Raw genomic sequence first — 17,517 nt, 5'->3', positions numbered from 1 at the left:
TATATAAATTTTACAAACTATTTTACTACTAAAAATTTCCTTTTATAAACATTATTATCTACCAGTAGAGTAATATAATATACACCATTAATCAAAGAATTTACGTTTAATTTAAATGGATTAGACCCATAAATAAAATTGTTTATATTGAAAATTTGTATTACTTCACCTACAGAATTTAAAATTTTACCTTTTATAATTTCGTTTGAATAGTTTGATATTTTTAAATTAATATAATCATTTGTTGGTATTGGAAAAACCTCACTAACATTAACTGAATTACTTTCATTAACAGATACTATATCTTTAAATTTTTGTTCAACCCCAAACATTGGAGTTCCTAATGCACTTATGTCTATAGTAGATCTCCATATACCCAATGAATTTCTAATCGCAGAAAATGCTTTACTCGGAATTTCTAATCCAAAGGAATCTAAAGGATGAATTATTACACTGTCAGCTTCTGTGATAAAGTTTACACCTAACTTAATACCTTCAAGTAATGTTGGTGCAACTCCCCAATTCTTTGCAAATGAGGAATCACCAAAAGTAAAAATAGCATTTGTATTAGTGGAACGAGTAGAAATTGTTAACAAAGATTTAACAGTATTATTCAATTTATTTGAATCAAGGGATGTCCATAAAATAGATGCATTTGCACCACCAGAAACCCAATTCAATTTTAAATTATCTGTAGAAACATCCGATAACTGAGAAATAGCACCAGTAAAACCTTGAGCCTTTGGGCTATTAATAATCATATAACCTTTTGTCATATCTATTTTCAACTCTTTAGTATCGCTTTCAATATTATCATCAGTTGGATTTGTAAAATAATAATCTGAAGCTGTATAATGTTTGCTTGCAGAAAAGGAGTCAACTCTCATTTGACTAACTAAATGAACTCCATTATTTAAAGTACCATCAATATTATAAATATTATTTCTTAGACTATAAATTACTGGGAGAAACAATAAATCTTGAGAATCATGATTAATTTTTAACATCCTTTCTGCTTGTGAAATTAGTCCTCCTCTAAATAACTGAGACGATTGTGGCATTAATGAAAGCATAGATGGATCACCTATAATTCCTTGAAATTCGTCTTTGAATATTCGCCGTCTATTACTATATTCCGAAGATGATGCAGAATAATAATAATATTCTATTGCTGACCAATTTTGTAAAGCAGAATATGATGGCATGAATAACATAATTTCTGGTCTAAATTTATTTGGATAAACTTCTCCATAATTTTCAGCAATAAATGGTTTGTTAGTTATTGAATTCCTTGAATAAACTGGAAGAATTTGATCTCTATATTTCATTAAAGAATAATTTCTTATTACCCAGGTTGAATCAGAGTAAGGTAAAGAGTTTCTAGATCCATTGTAATCCCACTGAACTGTTGAACCAGGACCCGCTGATGATGAATAAACAAAATCTTTTTGAAACTTCAAATCACTACTTATTAATGAAAAATTAGTTGGAGTAAAAAGTTGTTTGACTCCAATTGATTTAGTATAATTTATTATTGATTTGAAGTAATTGCTAGTCAATTCATCATAAAAATTAATTTGATCTACTGCACGTTGTATGGTAACTAATGGCATATCTGTAAACTTAACTCTTTGAACTGAAACATTTTCAAGTGATTCTGTTTGAGCTATTCCATCACGTCCAGTTTCTTTTAATGTTACAGCATCTAAAAATACATCGCCTCTGAATCTACCGCATTGAAATGTAATTGTAGAATTTAATGAATCAGAAATCAAAGATCTAAAAATAAATTTATATTGAGTCCAATCTTTAGTAATATTTACATTTTGTGAAAACCCTAAGTTTGTGGTTATAGTTATTTGTCTGCCAGCAATAGTATCTGTTTTTGCTTTGAAAGTAACTTCATAAATACCATTAATACGAATTGGAAAACCAGTCTGCCGTATGGTTATTCCATTAGCATTATTATTTACTTGTCTAACAACTACCCTTAAAGAAGTGGAACCTTCGTTTGGGCAAACTTCAGGACCTTGCAATGCTATTATTGAGGCTATTGATCCTTCTTGTACTGCTCCAACCCAATTATCAGTATAACTTTCAAATCCACCATTTTTAAAATAATCAATACTTGCATTTTTAATCCCCTCATAATATTTTTCTTTAATATTACTGGTATTAGAATATTTTTTGATTAAATAATTATTGAATAAAGTATCAAGCTGTCTTGAATGAAAATAACTCAAATAATTGTTTCTTTGATTTAATCTATTATCACTCCAAGATGCATAAAGAGTATTAACATTAAACAGTGTAATAAAAGCAATAGCAGGTTCTTCGCTATATTTATTTTTTGTAAATGGATTTACATGTGAGAAAAAAGTATTTAGAGTTTTCTTTTGTAGATCTTGAAATTGTGACTGGAAAAATAAAATATCTCTACCATAATTATAAGTAGAATCCCAACCTGGTACCCCATCATCTTTCCTTGGTCCGTTAAATCCTTTAACTAAATGAATATAAATCCCATTCAATTTAAGTTGATAAATAAACCAATCGAATGATTTAATCATAACTGGATTTATTGTGTCTGATTTATTCCCATTCGCAACAATAGAAGTACCTGCATTATTATGATAATCCCAACCCCAAAATCTTACTAAATTAACTCCTAACTTCCTTAATCTTTTTGCAACTATTATTGCAGAAACAGAATCTGGAAAGCAAGCAGTATTTACTAATGAGACACCATAAAACTTGATTGGAGAACCATTTTTTAGAACAAAGTTTTCTTCTTTTGATTCTATGAATCCTTTTGAACCAGCAACATGAAATTCAAATTTTGGTAGCCAATTTGAATTTACAGTATCATTCCCTGGCATTACAAATACAAATGGATTCAAAAGAGGTTGAGAATAAATCTCTAAATTACACAATACACTAATCAAGATAATTAATGAAACTATTATCAATTGCTTATTTTTCATAATGATAAATTAAATCTAAATTTATAGATTAGATGCAAATTTAAGTAAACTTACATTGAAAAATTAAAATTTCCTTATCTTTAATTAGCTGAAAAATTAATTATTAAAAAATTTATTACTGAATCTATTTTTTAAAAAGTAAAAATTATTGGAACGTAATTTATTATTGTGTATCTAAGAAAATAAGTCATTTTCAAAATCTTGATTAAGTATAATGAAATAACTGATATTGAATTAGTAAATCAAGTGTTGGAAGGAAATGAACCAGCATTTGTAGAACTTATTAAAAGATATCAAAAAAGAGTAATTTCTACAATTAAAAGTATTATTGGAGATGTTTCTCAACAAGATTTAGAGGATATAACGCAAGACATTTTTATCTTGATTTTTAAGGCTTTAAAGGGTTTTAGGGCTGAATCACTCTTTAGTACTTACATAACAACAATTGCAATGAGGCATTGTTATAGAGTTTCTAAAAATCGAAGGAGGAAAAAATTCTTGTTCTTTAGTTATGATTCTATAGATCAAGAAACAGATAAGAATTCTATTAAAGAAAGTTTTGCTGGAGATTCCCTAACTGATAAGAGTTTGATTCTAGAGGAAAATACAAATACAGTTATCAATGCATTGCAGAAGTTACCAGAAGAATTTAGAACAGTAATGGTATTTAGAATTGTTGAAGAAATGTCTGTTGAAGAAGTTGCAAAAGTACTTAACATTTCTGAAGGTACTGTTAAATCAAGGCTTTCAAGAGCGAAAGATAAAATGAAGGAAATATTGAAAAATGACTCATTTGAATTCTATGATTAAAATAATATGAAAAATAAAATTATAATAGACCAAATACTAAGAGAAAACTTTAGTACAGAGTTACCATATTTGTTTTCAGAAAAGCTTGCAATAAAAATTATGTCCTCAAAGGAAAACATAAATATTTTGGATGCATTAGTATCATTAAGACCAAAACTTGTATTAACTTTTGGAGGTGTTTCACTAGCTTCAATTATTATCGCTTTTATATCTGGAAACTTATTTAAAGTTATTGAAACTTACTCATCAATGCATGGATTAATAACCACATTTTAAATTAGGAAAATATGAATAATAAAAATAAAGCATACTTATCTATTTTCGGAGTTTTTATCTCTGGCTTAATCGTTGGAAGTATATGTGCATTGTTGTATATTAAATCAAAAGTAGATAATATACAATCTTTACGAAACTCAAAAGGTTTTGAAAAGTATATATTTGCTAACCTTAACGTTGACGAATCAAAACAAGATTCTTTGAGAAACCTACTAAATAAAAGTTATCAAGAAATAAGTGATTTACGTAATTCAACTTCAAATAAATATCATATTATTTTGGATTCATTGAATAGTAGATTAGCCCCTAACCTTGACTCAACTCAATTTAACTTACTTAAAAAAAACACATCAAAGCTCCATGAAATGGTTAAACAGTCATTAGAAAACAATAAAGAAATTTCTCAATCATATTCAAAAAGGGAAGTATTAACTTCAAAACCTATTCTCGAAAATAAAAGTACTATTACACCCAATATAATACCTAAAACTAATTCAATAGATTCTGTTAACCTAAATAAAAATCGTATTAATTCGAAAGACATTAAAATAAAATCTGATCAAAATAAATTAAAAATAGATTCTACTGTAAAACTAGTAAAAGCTGATACATCCAAATTAAAGTTGTATAAAGATGAAGAAGTGAATAGTTTTGAAAAGGGTGGAGTTAATCATTTTAAAGAAATTATTAATCAATTAAATGCTAATAAAAATCAATTAGATTTAATTAATGAAATTATATTGAATGCTAAGAATAATCTAGTAGAACTAAAAAGAGATAATTATGATACACCTTTTATTTTCAAACAAAAAAGAAAAATAATTATTAGTGAAACAAAAATGAAAATCATACAAATATTAAATGAAGATCAGAAAATAAAATTTAGGACTTTATTGAATTCTAGGAGGAATAATTTAAATTGGAATGGAGAAACAGGGGTTAAGTAAAATTCATAAATGAATTCTTCATTACACCATAACGTAATCCAGAAGTGCTTACTACTAATTCATTTATTTTAAATTTATTCATATACTCTTCCAGAATTAATGACCCAGCAGGCAACAAATCTGCTCTTTCAGGATTTACTTGTGGGATTTTTTTTATCCTGTTAATATCTAATAAGTTTAATATAAAACTTAGATTTCTAACATTCTCGATTGTAAGTATTTTACCATTTACTTCCTTTGGAATATTTTTATTAGTAGTGTGTTCCATTTCCCCTAATGTTGTAACTGTTCCAGCAACACCAACAAAAGTAGGGTTTCCAGGAATATCAAATATTTCAGAAAATTTTTCTCTTATAAAATATCTAGCTTGATCTATAACCTTTTTATCAATTGGCTGTTCAATGTAGAATTTCTCTTTAATTTTAACAGCACCTATTTCAATACTTATTTTATCTATAATTTTATTCCCAAATCCATATACAACTTCAGTACTACCTCCACCAATATCTATTAATACTCTATAATCTTCTTTAACATTTAAATCATACAATCCACCAATATAAGATCCTTCAGCTTCCTCAAGCCCGCTTAAAATGGATATGTCTAATCCAGTACGATTTTTCATTTCAATTAAAAACTGATTCCGATTTGTAGCAGATCTTAAGCCACTAGTTCCGACAGAAATTATCTTATCTACATTAAATTGTTCTGATAAAAAAATATATCTTTTTAAAAAATTTTCAACTCTATCAAATGCATCTTTTGAAATTTCTCCTTTTTTAACTATTCCCGATCCAAGTCTTGAAATGTTATGTTCATCATGAAGTACATTAAAATCACTATCATAAGACTTTTGAGCTATGAGCAATAGAATAGTATTAGTACCAATATCTATAACTGAATGAACCAAAATAATTTTATTAATTTTTTATACTTGATATTTTGAATTGGGTAGCTATCCATTCATTTTCTTTTGCTTCCTTATAAGGGTATAAATTATAAAGTTTAAGTGTTTCTAATAAACTATCATAATCTTCTATTAAAACTCCTGAAGTAAGAATTGAAAATTTTTCATTTAATTTCACTCTTTTTAAAATTTCAGGGATTAATTCAATAATTAAATTTCTATGAATATTCATTAGTACAATGTCAAAATCATTTTCAACAATTTCTTTAATTTCACATAACCTATTATCTACTTTTGAATCAACTTTATTAATTTTAAAATTCTCGTTTGCGTTATTGACTGCCCATTCATTGTTATCAAAAGCTAAAACATGTTTTGCATTTTTTAGAATAGCTAAAATTGCTAATATTCCTGTTCCAGTACCTACATCTAAAACTTTCATATCATTAAATTCCATTGCTAACATCAACCTGGAAATTAATCTAGTACTTTCATGATGCCCAGTACCAAATGACATTTTTGGATCAATATAAATAATATAATCATTTTCATTTTCTTTAAAATCCTGATTCCAAGTTTGTGTTATAATCAAATTATCAGAAATTCGAATAGGTTCTAAAGATTTCTCAAACTCAGAATTCCAATTTCGTTCTTCAACTTTTTCTTCTAAGAATTGAATTTCAACGTTATCAGTCCAAGAAAGTAAAGTACTTTTAATATCAGAATTGTAATTCCCTTCATCAAAAAAAAGAACTACAGAACTATCATTATCTTGAATTCCAGAAATAGGCAACATGCCTGCAACAGCTGATAAAATCTGTAATGTATGTATATCGGAAAAACAAGTAAGTGAAGTATATTGTTTCATGATTAAATGAAATTTAAATGAAATTACAATTTGATTTCTTTTTTTAATTAATAATAAATAATCAGAAATTGAATCTGTTTTACCATTCTCCAATCTTTTAAAAACCTTTGCAGTAGGGAAAATACATAAACTATTTTCTAATTCCAAACATGGTATGTTTGGTGCTTCAGAATTCCCATAAACCCATTTACCACCAAATATATTTCTTAGTGTTTCTCCTAGATAAAATCCCCATAAATTAGCCCATTGTTCCCGGTCATTTTCATTGGGACCTAGTCCAATTTTTTTTTTAAAGTTAGATTCATTCAACTCAAAATGTAATTTATCTAAAATTACTTCTAGTTCATTTATTGTTTTTTCTGAATTATCAAAAATAACTTGAGTTAACTTAAAAGCAGATTCTATTGCTTTTGAATTGTAAGCAATAACTATTTCCTCAATTGATGGTTCTTGTCCTAATTTTTTTTTAAACATGAATTTGTAAAAAAGTGTTGACAAAAATAAACTAAATTTATTTTCTCTTGCATAGTATTATTCAAAATCTTATTTTTGCCGCCATTGAAATACGCGGGAATAGCTCAGTTGGTAGAGCGCAACCTTGCCAAGGTTGATGTCGCGAGTTCGAGTCTCGTTTCTCGCTCTTGTTTTCATAGTTGTTAAGGCAAATTGTCCTGTCATTCTCTAGCAGATGACAGGACAGTTTGTTTTATAGATATCATAATTATATTGTAATAAAAAATGAAAAAAGTTGTTTATATACCTGGAGATGGAATAGGTCCTAGTATAGTAGAATCTGTAATTTCAATTATTAATGCTTCAGGAGCTGAAATTGAGTGGGTTGAAGCTGAAGCTGGATTAGGAGCATTTGAGAAATATGGTAATCCATTACCTGATAAAACTATAAATTTAATACATGAACATAAAGTAACTTTAAAAGGACCTTTAACAACTCCAATAGGAGATGGGTTTAGAAGTGTAAATGTTGAGTTAAGGAGAGAATTTGATTTGTTTGCAAATTACAGACCAATAAAAAGTTTTGAAGGAGTTAAATCTAAATTCTCAAATATAGATTTAATCATTTTTAGAGAAAACACAGAAGGTTTGTATTCTGGAATTGAATGTTACACAGATGATTCTCATAACAGAGCTGAATCGGTTGCTGTTGTTACCCGTCAAGGTTCAGAACGAATTATTAGATCTGCTTTTGAATATGCAATTCAGAATAATAGAAAAGAAATTACAATAGTTCATAAAGCAAACATATTGAAATTCACTTCTGGAATGTTTTTAGAAATTGGAAGAAAAATTGCATTAGAATACCCATCAATAAAATGCAATGATAAAATTATCGATAATATGTGTATGCAACTGGTAATCAAACCAGAACAGTTTGATATAATAGTTACTACTAATTTGTTCGGAGATATTTTATCTGATTTAGCAAGTGGTTTGATTGGAGGTTTAGGGCTTGCCCCAGGAGCAAACTTAGGAAAAAAAGTAGCTATCTTTGAAGCCGTGCATGGCTCTGCACCTGATATAACAGGTAAAAATTTAGCTAATCCATCTGCATTACTTTTAGCTGGGATACTATTACTTAATCATATTGGCTTTAAAGATTGTGCCGATAAAATAAAAAATTCCTTGATAAAAGTTCTTAAAGATGGTGAATATTGTACAAAAGATTTAAATGTTAATGGTGTAGGTACTATTGAAATGACAAATGCTATAATTAGAAATATGTAATTATTATTTATTAAATGATAAGTCTAATTTTAAATAAAATCCCCTAAAATTACCGATATTAGGGGATTTATTTTTATTATATTTAACATAAATAGAATTATATTAAATATAAATTATTAACTTATGTTAAATACAATGATTTTTTAAATAAATTTTTATAATTATTTAAATTCTTAATGCGATATAACAGATACAATCAAGTATATATAAATAATATACTTTTTTCATTATTCCTTGACAATTTTCAATGTTGAATGTTCATTCTTAGAATCAAATTTTGCAAGATAGTTCCCATTACTTAAAAAGCTAAGATCAATTAAATTTTCATTTAAAGATGTTATATTACAACTATATACTAATCCACCTTTTAAATTGTAAATACTTAAATTTATTAACTCTTCATTATTACTAAATGCTTTAATTTTCAAATTCTTATTGAATGGATTTGGATAAACATTTACCAAAAGTTTTGAGGAACCTGTTTCTTGGTTTGTAATCAATTTACTTTTAACAGCTTTAATTGAATCTAAAACATCTGAATCTTTAATTTTTTTATTTTGATTAAATGATACCAATGATTCAGAATAATATAACCCTCTGCCATGTGTAGCTGCAATAATTAAATTATCATTTCGAATAGATAGCATTCTTGTAGAAACATTTGCTAATCCTAAATTGATTGGATACCAAGTAGTATTATTTCCAAACAATGAATCTGTAGTCCAAACCCCAAGTTCAGTTGCAAGGAATACTTGTCTATTATTTAAAGGATTTAACAATGCCCATCTTATTGGCATATCAGGTAAATTATTTTCAATGTTAACCCAATTAGACCCACCATTTTTAGTTTCCCAAATACTTGAAATACCATAGTTTGAATAAGTAATGATAATATGATTTTCATTACTCGGTTCTACTTCGATGCAAGAAACTGATCCTGTTGGAACACCTGAAAAATTATTTATATAATTCCCAGAAGAACTACTTACCGAGTTAGCATTGTCAACATAAATTACTCTTCCATTTGATAAACCAAAGTAAACTCTATTTGAAACATTTGGAGATACTTTAAGTGAAGTAATCTTTGCTGAACTCCCAAAATTGGAAACAGTTATCATTGTATGAGAATTCCCAGATTGAGGATTATTCCATCTGCAATATCTTCCTACGTCGCTGCAGTACATAACATTTGAAACATTATCATAAGTTGTTGGATTTATAAAGCTAGCTCCAGTATTTCCAGATAATGTAACACTAGAAAATGTAGAACCAGAATTAGTTGATCTATAATAATTATTATATACATATGCAGTGAATTGATATTGAGTTTGATTTTGATCTATATGGCAATATGCTCCATCACCACCTGTTACTTGATTCCCAGTATTTAATGTTAAACTATTGTATTTAAAAGATCCGTTATCTTGAGCACCTGATAAAAACAAATTTGATGTTGGATGTGTTGCACATGCAAACAATTGTGTTACACAATAATTACTATTTTTTGAACTAATAGTAGATCCACCATTTGTTGAAGAAAAAATTCCTCCATCATTTCCAAAATATATTATACTTGAATTACCTGGTTTAAATACAATAGAATGATTATCTGCATGAACATATTGCTTACCATATCCTCCATACCAATGTGATAATTGAGACCAATTAGCACCACTATTAGTAGATTTAAATAAATTTATTCCACCAATCAATAAAGTACTTGAATTATTAGGATCTACTGATAATGCTAAATCATACCAAGCTTGCCCACGAGTAAAGTCAGAACCAATTCCAGGGTCTGAATCAGTAGGCTTCTTACATGTAGTCCATGTAACACATTTATTAGTTGTTTTATAAATATTGTAAATACCATTATTACTAGCACTTTGAGTCAAAGCATATAGAACATTTGCATTGTTTTGAGCGCAAGCTATTTCTATTCTATAAAAGCCACTAGTAGGGAAACCGTTTGAGCTATTATTTCTTTTAACCCAACTTCCAGATACTCCTGTTGTTGAAGAATATATACCATCAGTAGAAAAAATTCCAATTGAAGCATAAATAGTATTATCAGAACCGACTTCTAAATCCGAACAAGCTCCGGATAAAACTGAACTCCAAGATGAACCATTATCAGTTGATCTAAATACTCCAGTTGAAGTTCCTGCGAAAATACCTAATGAAGGATGGCATATAATTTTCTGAATATATCTAAAATTAGAGTTGTTTGCAGTGCTAGAAAGTTGTGTAAAAGTAACTCCTCCATTAGATGATTTAAATATTCCATCACCTCGAATTGCATCGCTATTATACCAACCTTCTCCTGTTCCGAAGTAAAACTCATTACTATTATTTGGATTATAAGTAATAGTTGTTACAGCTAAATTTGCTAGAAGTTCATCAACAGGTAACCAAGTAGGATTTGCTAAAGTTACGTTGTTTGTTTTCCAAAGGCCACCACCAACAGAACCTATCCATACAGTATTCAAAGTTGATTCATTCGGGTCAACCATTATACATCTTGTTCTACCACCTACATCTTTAGGACCTAAGTTGTTCCAAGTAATTGAAGTTGAATTAATTTTATTTAATGAATTCGTGTATTTTATTGCTTTAAATAATCTATCGTGTGGTACAATTCCTAAACTAGGATCTTTAGTTAATTCGATTTCTTGCAATATTGCCAAATCTGAACCATCTAGTTTTTCTTTCTCATTTTCATTTTTTTTAAAATATTTTTTCTTAACTGTAAGTACGTCTAGGTTTAAAGTTAATAAACTTAGAAATAAAACTGAGAATAATGCAGTCCTGATTGATAAATTTGTTCTCATAATTTCAAATGATTTAGTTGAAAAAAAGAATAACTAGAAATAAAATATTCAAAAGTCAAAAAACTATAAATAAGTTAAAACATTCAAACTAAGTTTATTTTGAAATTGTCAAGTTTCATATTGACTGAAGTCGAAATATATCTTCTGCCTATAATGTTACAAAGTATTTTAACCAGACAGTTCTATATTTTTGTAATTGCTATTATTCGCTATCCTGTAATATTGAAAAGAACAAAGAGGCAGCAAAAGCCCCTTTGTTCTTAATTCTTTTTACTTTTTTAACATAAACTTTCCAACGCTCCAATTACCACTTAATTCAGACCTAATACGAACTAAATACACTCCTGATGTAAACTCATTCAGATTCAATTTGAACTCCTGCTTACCCACTTTCATCTTCTCAAACCTATAACTCTTAATCCTTTCTCCAATTGAATTTGAAATTTCTATCTCCACATCTCCCGACTTTCCTAATTCAAACTCTATTCTATCATTCTTTAAATTGATACCTCCTATAGTTACCAATTTATTTTCTTCTTCAACTCCTAACTTTAATGGCTCTATTTTTGCTACATACAAATGACCTTTCTCTTTTTCTCCTGCTAACAAATAGTTCCCATCTTTAAGCTGAATAAAACTATAACCAAAATAATCACTTCGCATTGTATCTAATTCATAACTCCATTCCTCTTTCCCTGATTGGCTTACTTTATCTATAAAATATCTGTAATTTATGCTATCCTTCCCTTTGTAACTTATCGTATAGCCACCATTTTTATCCTCTATTACCGTGTTCAAAAATAACCTATAGCCCCTATTGGGAGTATACTCCTTATGCCATTCTATTTCACCCACCTTATTTAATTTATACAAATAATAGTTCTTCATTACATTATGGCAGACCAATGCTATACAGCCACCATCTTTTGTCTCTTTTATATCACAACAATTAAAATGATAATTTGAATCATAAATGGTCGTCTTCCATAATAATTTACCTACACTATCTAACCGAACTATTATTGGAATGTCTGCTGGAGTTTGATAAACATCTCTGAAAACATAATAGCATGTTCCCATATATCCTCCATCTTTGGTTAGTATTAGGTTACCCGTATAAATAAGTTTATCTTTCTCCTGTAACTCATCATGGAGAACTCTGGTTAATATCTTCCCCGTTGAATCACTTTTGGTAAACTCTGCATCGTAGCCACAGAAAAATGAAAATGTATTTGAAAACTTATTATACACACAACTTGGTCCATAAACCCCACTGACGTATTCAGAGGCGAACCTATCATGCCCGGCTGGGTAGCCTGGCAGATACCACAGATCACTTATTAACTCACCATCTCCTTTTTTCATCTTCCTGTAATAGATATATCCACTATTATCAAAACCTAAGTTTGTTATTATACCCGTTACCACCAAATTGTTATCAAATGTTTCATTTATACGCCAGCCCGTTACATACATATCTATATGCGATGCCGATGGATGATACTTTACTGGAAACTCTTTTGTGTACATCGAATCCCCATTCTTATCTAATACCAATAAGCCTTGTAAAGCACCATAGATAACTTTTAATATAGCAATCTGCCCATCTTCGGTTTCTATCATATCCCATGGCATTAGGTCTGTAGTATCTGCTATATAATGTTTCTCCCATAAAATCTTTTGCCCATTACATTTATTCACACACAAGCAACTTTCAAGAAGCATAAACAGCAAAATTAATTTTTTATGATTTTTCATACTCTATTTTACTCTTTGTTGTTTTGGTAATGTTGGTAAGCCTTTTATGTTTATCTGTGGCAATGTGGTATCTGTTGTGCAGAACTCATAACAATCTTTTAGTGGTGGATATGACACTTCCCATGGATTATTAGGATCCCTCATATAGCTACACGCTTGGTTACCTATTGGTCTTGATGGCTTGGGTAGATTTACTTTCGTTACCCTTAAATGACCCTGAACACCTGTTACTTTGTCTCTTTCCGCATCTATAAAACACATCTTGTATAATGATGGACAACAAGTAGGAGTACAAGTCCGATAACTTATTATTGGATAAACCACTTTGATTGTATCCATGAATATCACTGGTATTACTGATACATACTTTGTACTTGTATCTACTGTTAAGGTATACTTTGAAGTAATTATTGGATAAACAGTTCCAGGCACAACAAACTTAATAGAATCTCCCCACACAGTTGGTATTAATATCGGTTTTTTAATGGTATCTCCTGCCATACAATAACCTTGTATATTCCTATAATAATTTGCACATCTATCACAGTTCGGGTCATTCGTATCGCACTTTGCAGGAATCTGGGTCTTTGAAGTTGAATCAAAATATCTATCTCTCATTCTTCCTCTTGCAAAATTGATAAAAGCACTATCCCTTAACATTTTATAGAATGAGCCTAATGTATCTGTTGCTAATTGTGTGTTACCTACTATTACTCCCGGTGAAATCTCCACTACTCCTCGTCCGCGACGTTTATATAGTGTATCTAAATAGTTTGTTAATGTTTTGCAGCTATCCGGCGCATGCATTGATATGTATATGCTATCAATAAATACCTGCTCTTCAGTTATTGTTGTTGTTATACCATTTACATTAACTTTCCTTGTGCAGGTTCTAACACTCGCACTTGCGAAGAGTGGGCAACTAAAACCCGGTATTGTGAATGATTTGAGTAGTTTAATGTGTTTAAATGCTAGACATGTTACCAAGCTATCAATTGCTTGCCCGCAATCTACCATAGGGAAACCATCACCCGGCAATGAATCACATTGCATACCACCCCCTCTGTGCTTGAGTTTTACTGAATTTGGGTTCTCAGTAAATCCATACAGGACATACATTGTTATCATTACTAAAAATGTTTTTAATAAAATTTGTTTACAATAGCTCTGACGCTCTGACGCTCTGACGCTCTGATACATAAGGTTTTGAGAACCGATACGCTTTCGTGGTTCTGGTTTGGTGGCTTTTGGTAAAGTCTAGAAAAGATTTGTAAATCATTTTTCTTTTTCTGTTAAAGGTTAGTAAATACGTGTTTAGTTTCACAAGGTTGTTATTAGCAATAGGGCACTCCTTGTGATTATTTTTTTGGTCATACCAAAACTTTGACACTAGGAGTGTGTAGGCAAAATTGATTATTTTTGTTTTACCATAAATAAAAATAATATGAAACAATCTTACCATTCTAATGCTGTTACAAATCTAAGCATTAGACAACAAATCCAGAACGATTATTGAATGAATATTGTAATTATTTTTTCATTACATTTGTCATGCTTTCATTTCAAATTAAATTTTATTTCGCCACTTAAATATTCTCTTCAACAAACTTGTGAAACTAAACTTGAAATCAATTACTTGAATTATCTGGAACAAAATAATAATTGAATCGAATTTTAGAAAATTGATATTGCTAATAAAATATATTATTTACAATTGCAAAAGTATTATTGATAATAAGCATATTATGTGGACAATTAGGAATGAAAAAACTAGTAGCCTTTAAATGTAAAATAATTAACTAAATTAATAAATTTTTGTAAATAAAATAGTAAATTTTAAATAAAATTTAAGTACTATAAATTAATAACTTCATAAATAACAATAAATTGTAAAAGTAGTTTTTTAAGTTTAGTTTTTAAATAATAATAATTTGTAAGTAAAAATAATCTATAATTAAATGCTGTAAAAAATTGTTTATAAAATTGATATACTTTGTTATCTTTGCTATTTAAAATTTAGGTTATTGACCATTTTTAATTTTCTATGCAGAAGTGGCGGAACTGGCAGACGCGCTGGACTCAAAATCCAGTGAGCTTAACACTCGTGCGGGTTCGACCCCCGCCTTCTGTACTAAAAAAGCTAGCAATTAATTGCTAGCTTTTTTTATAATAATAAATATTCTTATACAAATAGATTTAATAATTAACACATCCTAATAAAATATCATCAATAGATTCTCTTTTTCTAATTAATATATCTTCTCCATGTAATATAAAAACTTCTGCTGGTTTTGACCTCATGTTGTAATTACTTGACATAGAAAAGCAGTATGCTCCAGCATTTTTAATTGCTAATATATCACCTTCATTCGTTTCAGTTATTTTTCTATCAGTACCAAAGGTATCAGTTTCACAAATACATCCAACTACAGAGTAAACTCTTTGTACCCCGTCAAGCTTATCAGCATTAATAATTGAATGATAAGAATCATATAACATAGGTCTAATCAAATGATGCAAACCAGAATCAGTTCCTAAAAATACGCAAGATGGAGTTTGTTTTACAACAGTTACAGTAACTAATAAAAAACCAGATTCGCTAACTAGATACTTACCTGGCTCAAATCTAAGTTCAAGTTCCTTTCCATATTCGATACAAAAATCATTAAATTTTCCACAAATTTCTTCTCCTATATTTTCAATATCAGTTGAAAGGTCATCTGCTTTATATGGTACTTTAAAGCCGCTTCCAAAATCAATAAAATCTAATTCTTTGAAATTTATTGCTAATGAAAAAAGAATATCCGCTCCTTCAGTAAATGTTCTTGCATCAACAATATCAGATCCAGTATGCATGTGTAAACCAGTAACTTTAATATTATATGCATTAACTATTCTTAAAATATGTCTTAATTGATGAATCGAGATTCCAAATTTTGAATCTATATGTCCAGTTTGAATATGTGAATTTCCACCAGCTAAAATGTGGGGATTAATTCTAATTGCACAAGGTTGCGAATTTCCAAAAGTTTGTCCAAAATGTTCTAAAACTGATAAGTTATCAATATTTACAATTACATCTTTGTTTACAATTTCCTCAATTTCACTAAATGCAACACAATTTGGTGTATATAAAATGTCCTTTACAGGAACTCCACATTTAATAGCAAGTTCAACCTCATTTGCTGATACCGCATCAATACATGCTCCTAGACCATGAATGAATTTAATGATATATGGATTGCTATTTGCTTTACATGCATAATAAAATTTGGTTTTACATTTTGAAAACGAATCTGTAAGTCTTTTAAATTGCCTAGTTATAATTTCACTATCATAGACATATAATGGGCTACCATATTTTTCAACGAGAGCTCTACTGGAAATACCTCCTATTGTTAATTCGTTAGTTGACATAATTTAAAACTGAATATTAAAATTTATACGCAAAATTTATCTAATTACTTAGTTGAATTATTTTTTTTAGAAAGATAATATTTTTTTGTGAATTTGATAATCAACCAAACAATTAAGAAAACAGGTAATAATGAAATAATTGCTATAATTAAAAAACCAATAACATTAACCAAACCATTAAAACCTTCTTTAAAAGAATTTGACATTTTACCAAAAAAAGTAAAATTATCATTATCAGCTAATGAGCCAGATTCTTGAATTGATAGAACAACAGTAGAATAATTTACTTGATTATTTAAATAATTTAATCTACCTTGATAAGATTCAATTTGACCTCTAACTTCGGCAAGTTTGCTTTCAATTTGAACTAAGTCTTCAAGTTTGGCTGTTTTTGTTTCAAGTAACTTTTTAATTCTATCTTCTAATTCAATCTGAGTTTTTATTCTTGCAGTTACATCAATAAATTCTGAAGTAACTTCTTCAGTTGAAATATTCTCATTTTCTATTTTACCGAATTTTTTTAGTGATGTTACAAATGTATCAAATTTAATTGATGGGAATCGTATTGTTAACTCAATACTTCTTGATGTTACTTTTGAGCCAGTTCTATTTGATGTTGAAATGTATCCACCTATGATATTTAACTCTTTAGTAATAGCATGTTCGGCTGTATCAATTGATTCAACTTGAATAGTAAACCTACCAGATCTAATAATTTTTTTTGAAACAGAGTCTACTGAAGAATTAACTTTGTTAAAATCATGTTCTTGATTCAATTTTTGTATATCACCAACAACATTTCCAGGACTTTGCATGTTGGCTTCAACTTGCTTTGCATTTGAAATACCACCAATATTTGGAATATTATTTTCTCTATCCTTATTAAAATCTTCGTTTTTTTGGCAAGAAGCTGAAAGGAAAGTCGAGAATAAAATTACTGATAGGAAATAAAAATTCTTCATAAAATAATTTGTTT

Annotated in this window: 12 protein-coding genes and 2 tRNA genes; 6 read left to right on the top strand and 8 right to left on the bottom strand. The window is 28.8% G+C overall.

All coding sequences use genetic code 11. From position 1 onward, the window contains the following. Positions 1-17: 17 nt before the first annotated feature. Positions 18-2,984 (bottom strand): T9SS type A sorting domain-containing protein, encoded by a 2,967-nt coding sequence (locus IPP08_06650; protein QQS65467.1) that lies wholly within the window; start codon positions 2,982-2,984, stop codon positions 18-20. Between the two features lie 201 nt (positions 2,985-3,185). Here IPP08_06650 and IPP08_06645 point away from each other — a divergent pair, with 201 nt between their 5' ends. The 3 genes from IPP08_06645 to IPP08_06635 all read left to right on the top strand — a co-directional run bounded on the left by IPP08_06645 (position 3,186) and on the right by IPP08_06635 (position 5,017). Beyond that, entirely contained in the window at positions 3,186-3,794 is a 609-nt protein-coding gene (locus tag IPP08_06645; protein ID QQS65466.1) for a sigma-70 family RNA polymerase sigma factor, read from the top strand. A 99-nt stretch (positions 3,795-3,893) separates the two neighbouring features. Beyond that, positions 3,894-4,070 (top strand): hypothetical protein, encoded by a 177-nt coding sequence (locus IPP08_06640; GenBank protein QQS65465.1) that lies wholly within the window; start codon positions 3,894-3,896, stop codon positions 4,068-4,070. Between the two features lie 11 nt (positions 4,071-4,081). Then, positions 4,082-5,017, top strand: a complete 936-nt coding sequence (locus IPP08_06635) for a hypothetical protein (protein ID QQS65464.1) — start codon at positions 4,082-4,084, stop codon at positions 5,015-5,017. On the opposite strand, the gene IPP08_06630 is transcribed toward IPP08_06635, so the two are convergent. Beyond that, on the bottom strand, positions 5,010-5,927 hold the full coding sequence (locus IPP08_06630) for a hypothetical protein (GenBank protein QQS65463.1): 918 nt from the start codon (positions 5,925-5,927) through the stop codon (positions 5,010-5,012). The two genes, IPP08_06635 and IPP08_06630, sit on opposite strands and share 8 nt — an antisense overlap. Before the next feature lie 10 nt (positions 5,928-5,937). Beyond that, positions 5,938-7,266 carry a 50S ribosomal protein L11 methyltransferase gene (gene prmA / locus IPP08_06625; GenBank protein QQS65462.1) on the bottom strand — a complete coding sequence of 443 codons (1,329 nt, stop codon included), beginning with the start codon at positions 7,264-7,266 and terminating at the stop codon, positions 5,938-5,940. A gap of 93 nt (positions 7,267-7,359) precedes the next feature. On the opposite strand from prmA, the gene IPP08_06620 reads away from it, so the two are divergent. Beyond that, positions 7,360-7,432, top strand: a tRNA-Gly gene (locus IPP08_06620). Between the two features lie 98 nt (positions 7,433-7,530). Further along, positions 7,531-8,535, top strand: coding sequence for an NAD-dependent isocitrate dehydrogenase (locus IPP08_06615; protein QQS65461.1), 1,005 nt, complete (start codon positions 7,531-7,533; stop codon positions 8,533-8,535). Between the two features lie 227 nt (positions 8,536-8,762). On the opposite strand, the gene IPP08_06610 is transcribed toward IPP08_06615, so the two are convergent. From IPP08_06610 to IPP08_06600, 3 genes are all read right to left on the bottom strand, one after another. Continuing rightward, positions 8,763-11,366: a T9SS type A sorting domain-containing protein gene (locus IPP08_06610; protein QQS65460.1), complete on the bottom strand. Its 2,604-nt coding sequence runs from the start codon at positions 11,364-11,366 to the stop codon at positions 8,763-8,765. 270 nt (positions 11,367-11,636) lie between these two features. Beyond that, positions 11,637-13,124, bottom strand: a complete 1,488-nt coding sequence (locus IPP08_06605; protein ID QQS65459.1) for a hypothetical protein — start codon at positions 13,122-13,124, stop codon at positions 11,637-11,639. Between the two features lie 3 nt (positions 13,125-13,127). Continuing rightward, the gene (locus IPP08_06600; protein ID QQS65458.1) at positions 13,128-14,252 is read right to left on the bottom strand and encodes a hypothetical protein; all 1,125 of its coding nucleotides are present in this window, start codon (positions 14,250-14,252) and stop codon (positions 13,128-13,130) included. Between the two features lie 918 nt (positions 14,253-15,170). Between IPP08_06600 and IPP08_06595 the strand changes: the two genes are divergently transcribed. Further along, positions 15,171-15,255: transfer RNA gene (locus tag IPP08_06595), tRNA-Leu, on the top strand. A 65-nt stretch (positions 15,256-15,320) separates the two neighbouring features. Here the strand turns inward: IPP08_06595 and lysA are convergent. Together lysA and IPP08_06585 are read right to left on the bottom strand one after the other, a co-directional pair. Then, positions 15,321-16,541, bottom strand: a complete 1,221-nt coding sequence (gene lysA, locus IPP08_06590; GenBank protein QQS65457.1) for a diaminopimelate decarboxylase — start codon at positions 16,539-16,541, stop codon at positions 15,321-15,323. A 44-nt stretch (positions 16,542-16,585) separates the two neighbouring features. Next, positions 16,586-17,503, bottom strand: coding sequence for a DUF4349 domain-containing protein (locus IPP08_06585; GenBank protein ID QQS65456.1), 918 nt, complete (start codon positions 17,501-17,503; stop codon positions 16,586-16,588). Positions 17,504-17,517: the final 14 nt, after the last annotated feature.

This window comes from Chlorobiota bacterium, from assembly GCA_016700335.1.
GTDB lineage: Bacteria > Bacteroidota > Ignavibacteria > OLB7 > OLB7.
The sequence above is the reverse complement of the archived record's forward strand: the minus strand, read 5'-3'. Positions and strand labels throughout refer to the sequence as shown.

Bases quoted from the DNA above. Each gene is read 5' to 3' on its own strand.
- IPP08_06650 (QQS65467.1), bottom strand. From the start codon at position 2,984: ATGAAAAATAAGCAATTGATAATAGTTTCATTAATTATCTTGATTAGT.
- IPP08_06640 (QQS65465.1), top strand. From the start codon at position 3,894: ATGTCCTCAAAGGAAAACATAAATATTTTGGATGCATTAGTATCATTA.
- IPP08_06635 (QQS65464.1), top strand. From the start codon at position 4,082: ATGAATAATAAAAATAAAGCATACTTATCTATTTTCGGAGTTTTTATC.
- prmA (QQS65462.1), bottom strand. From the start codon at position 7,266: ATGTTTAAAAAAAAATTAGGACAAGAACCATCAATTGAGGAAATAGTT.
- IPP08_06615 (QQS65461.1), top strand. From the start codon at position 7,531: ATGAAAAAAGTTGTTTATATACCTGGAGATGGAATAGGTCCTAGTATA.
- IPP08_06610 (QQS65460.1), bottom strand. From the start codon at position 11,366: ATGAGAACAAATTTATCAATCAGGACTGCATTATTCTCAGTTTTATTT.
- IPP08_06605 (QQS65459.1), bottom strand. From the start codon at position 13,124: ATGAAAAATCATAAAAAATTAATTTTGCTGTTTATGCTTCTTGAAAGT.
- IPP08_06600 (QQS65458.1), bottom strand. From the start codon at position 14,252: ATGATAACAATGTATGTCCTGTATGGATTTACTGAGAACCCAAATTCA.
- lysA (QQS65457.1), bottom strand. From the start codon at position 16,541: ATGTCAACTAACGAATTAACAATAGGAGGTATTTCCAGTAGAGCTCTC.
- IPP08_06585 (QQS65456.1), bottom strand. From the start codon at position 17,503: ATGAAGAATTTTTATTTCCTATCAGTAATTTTATTCTCGACTTTCCTT.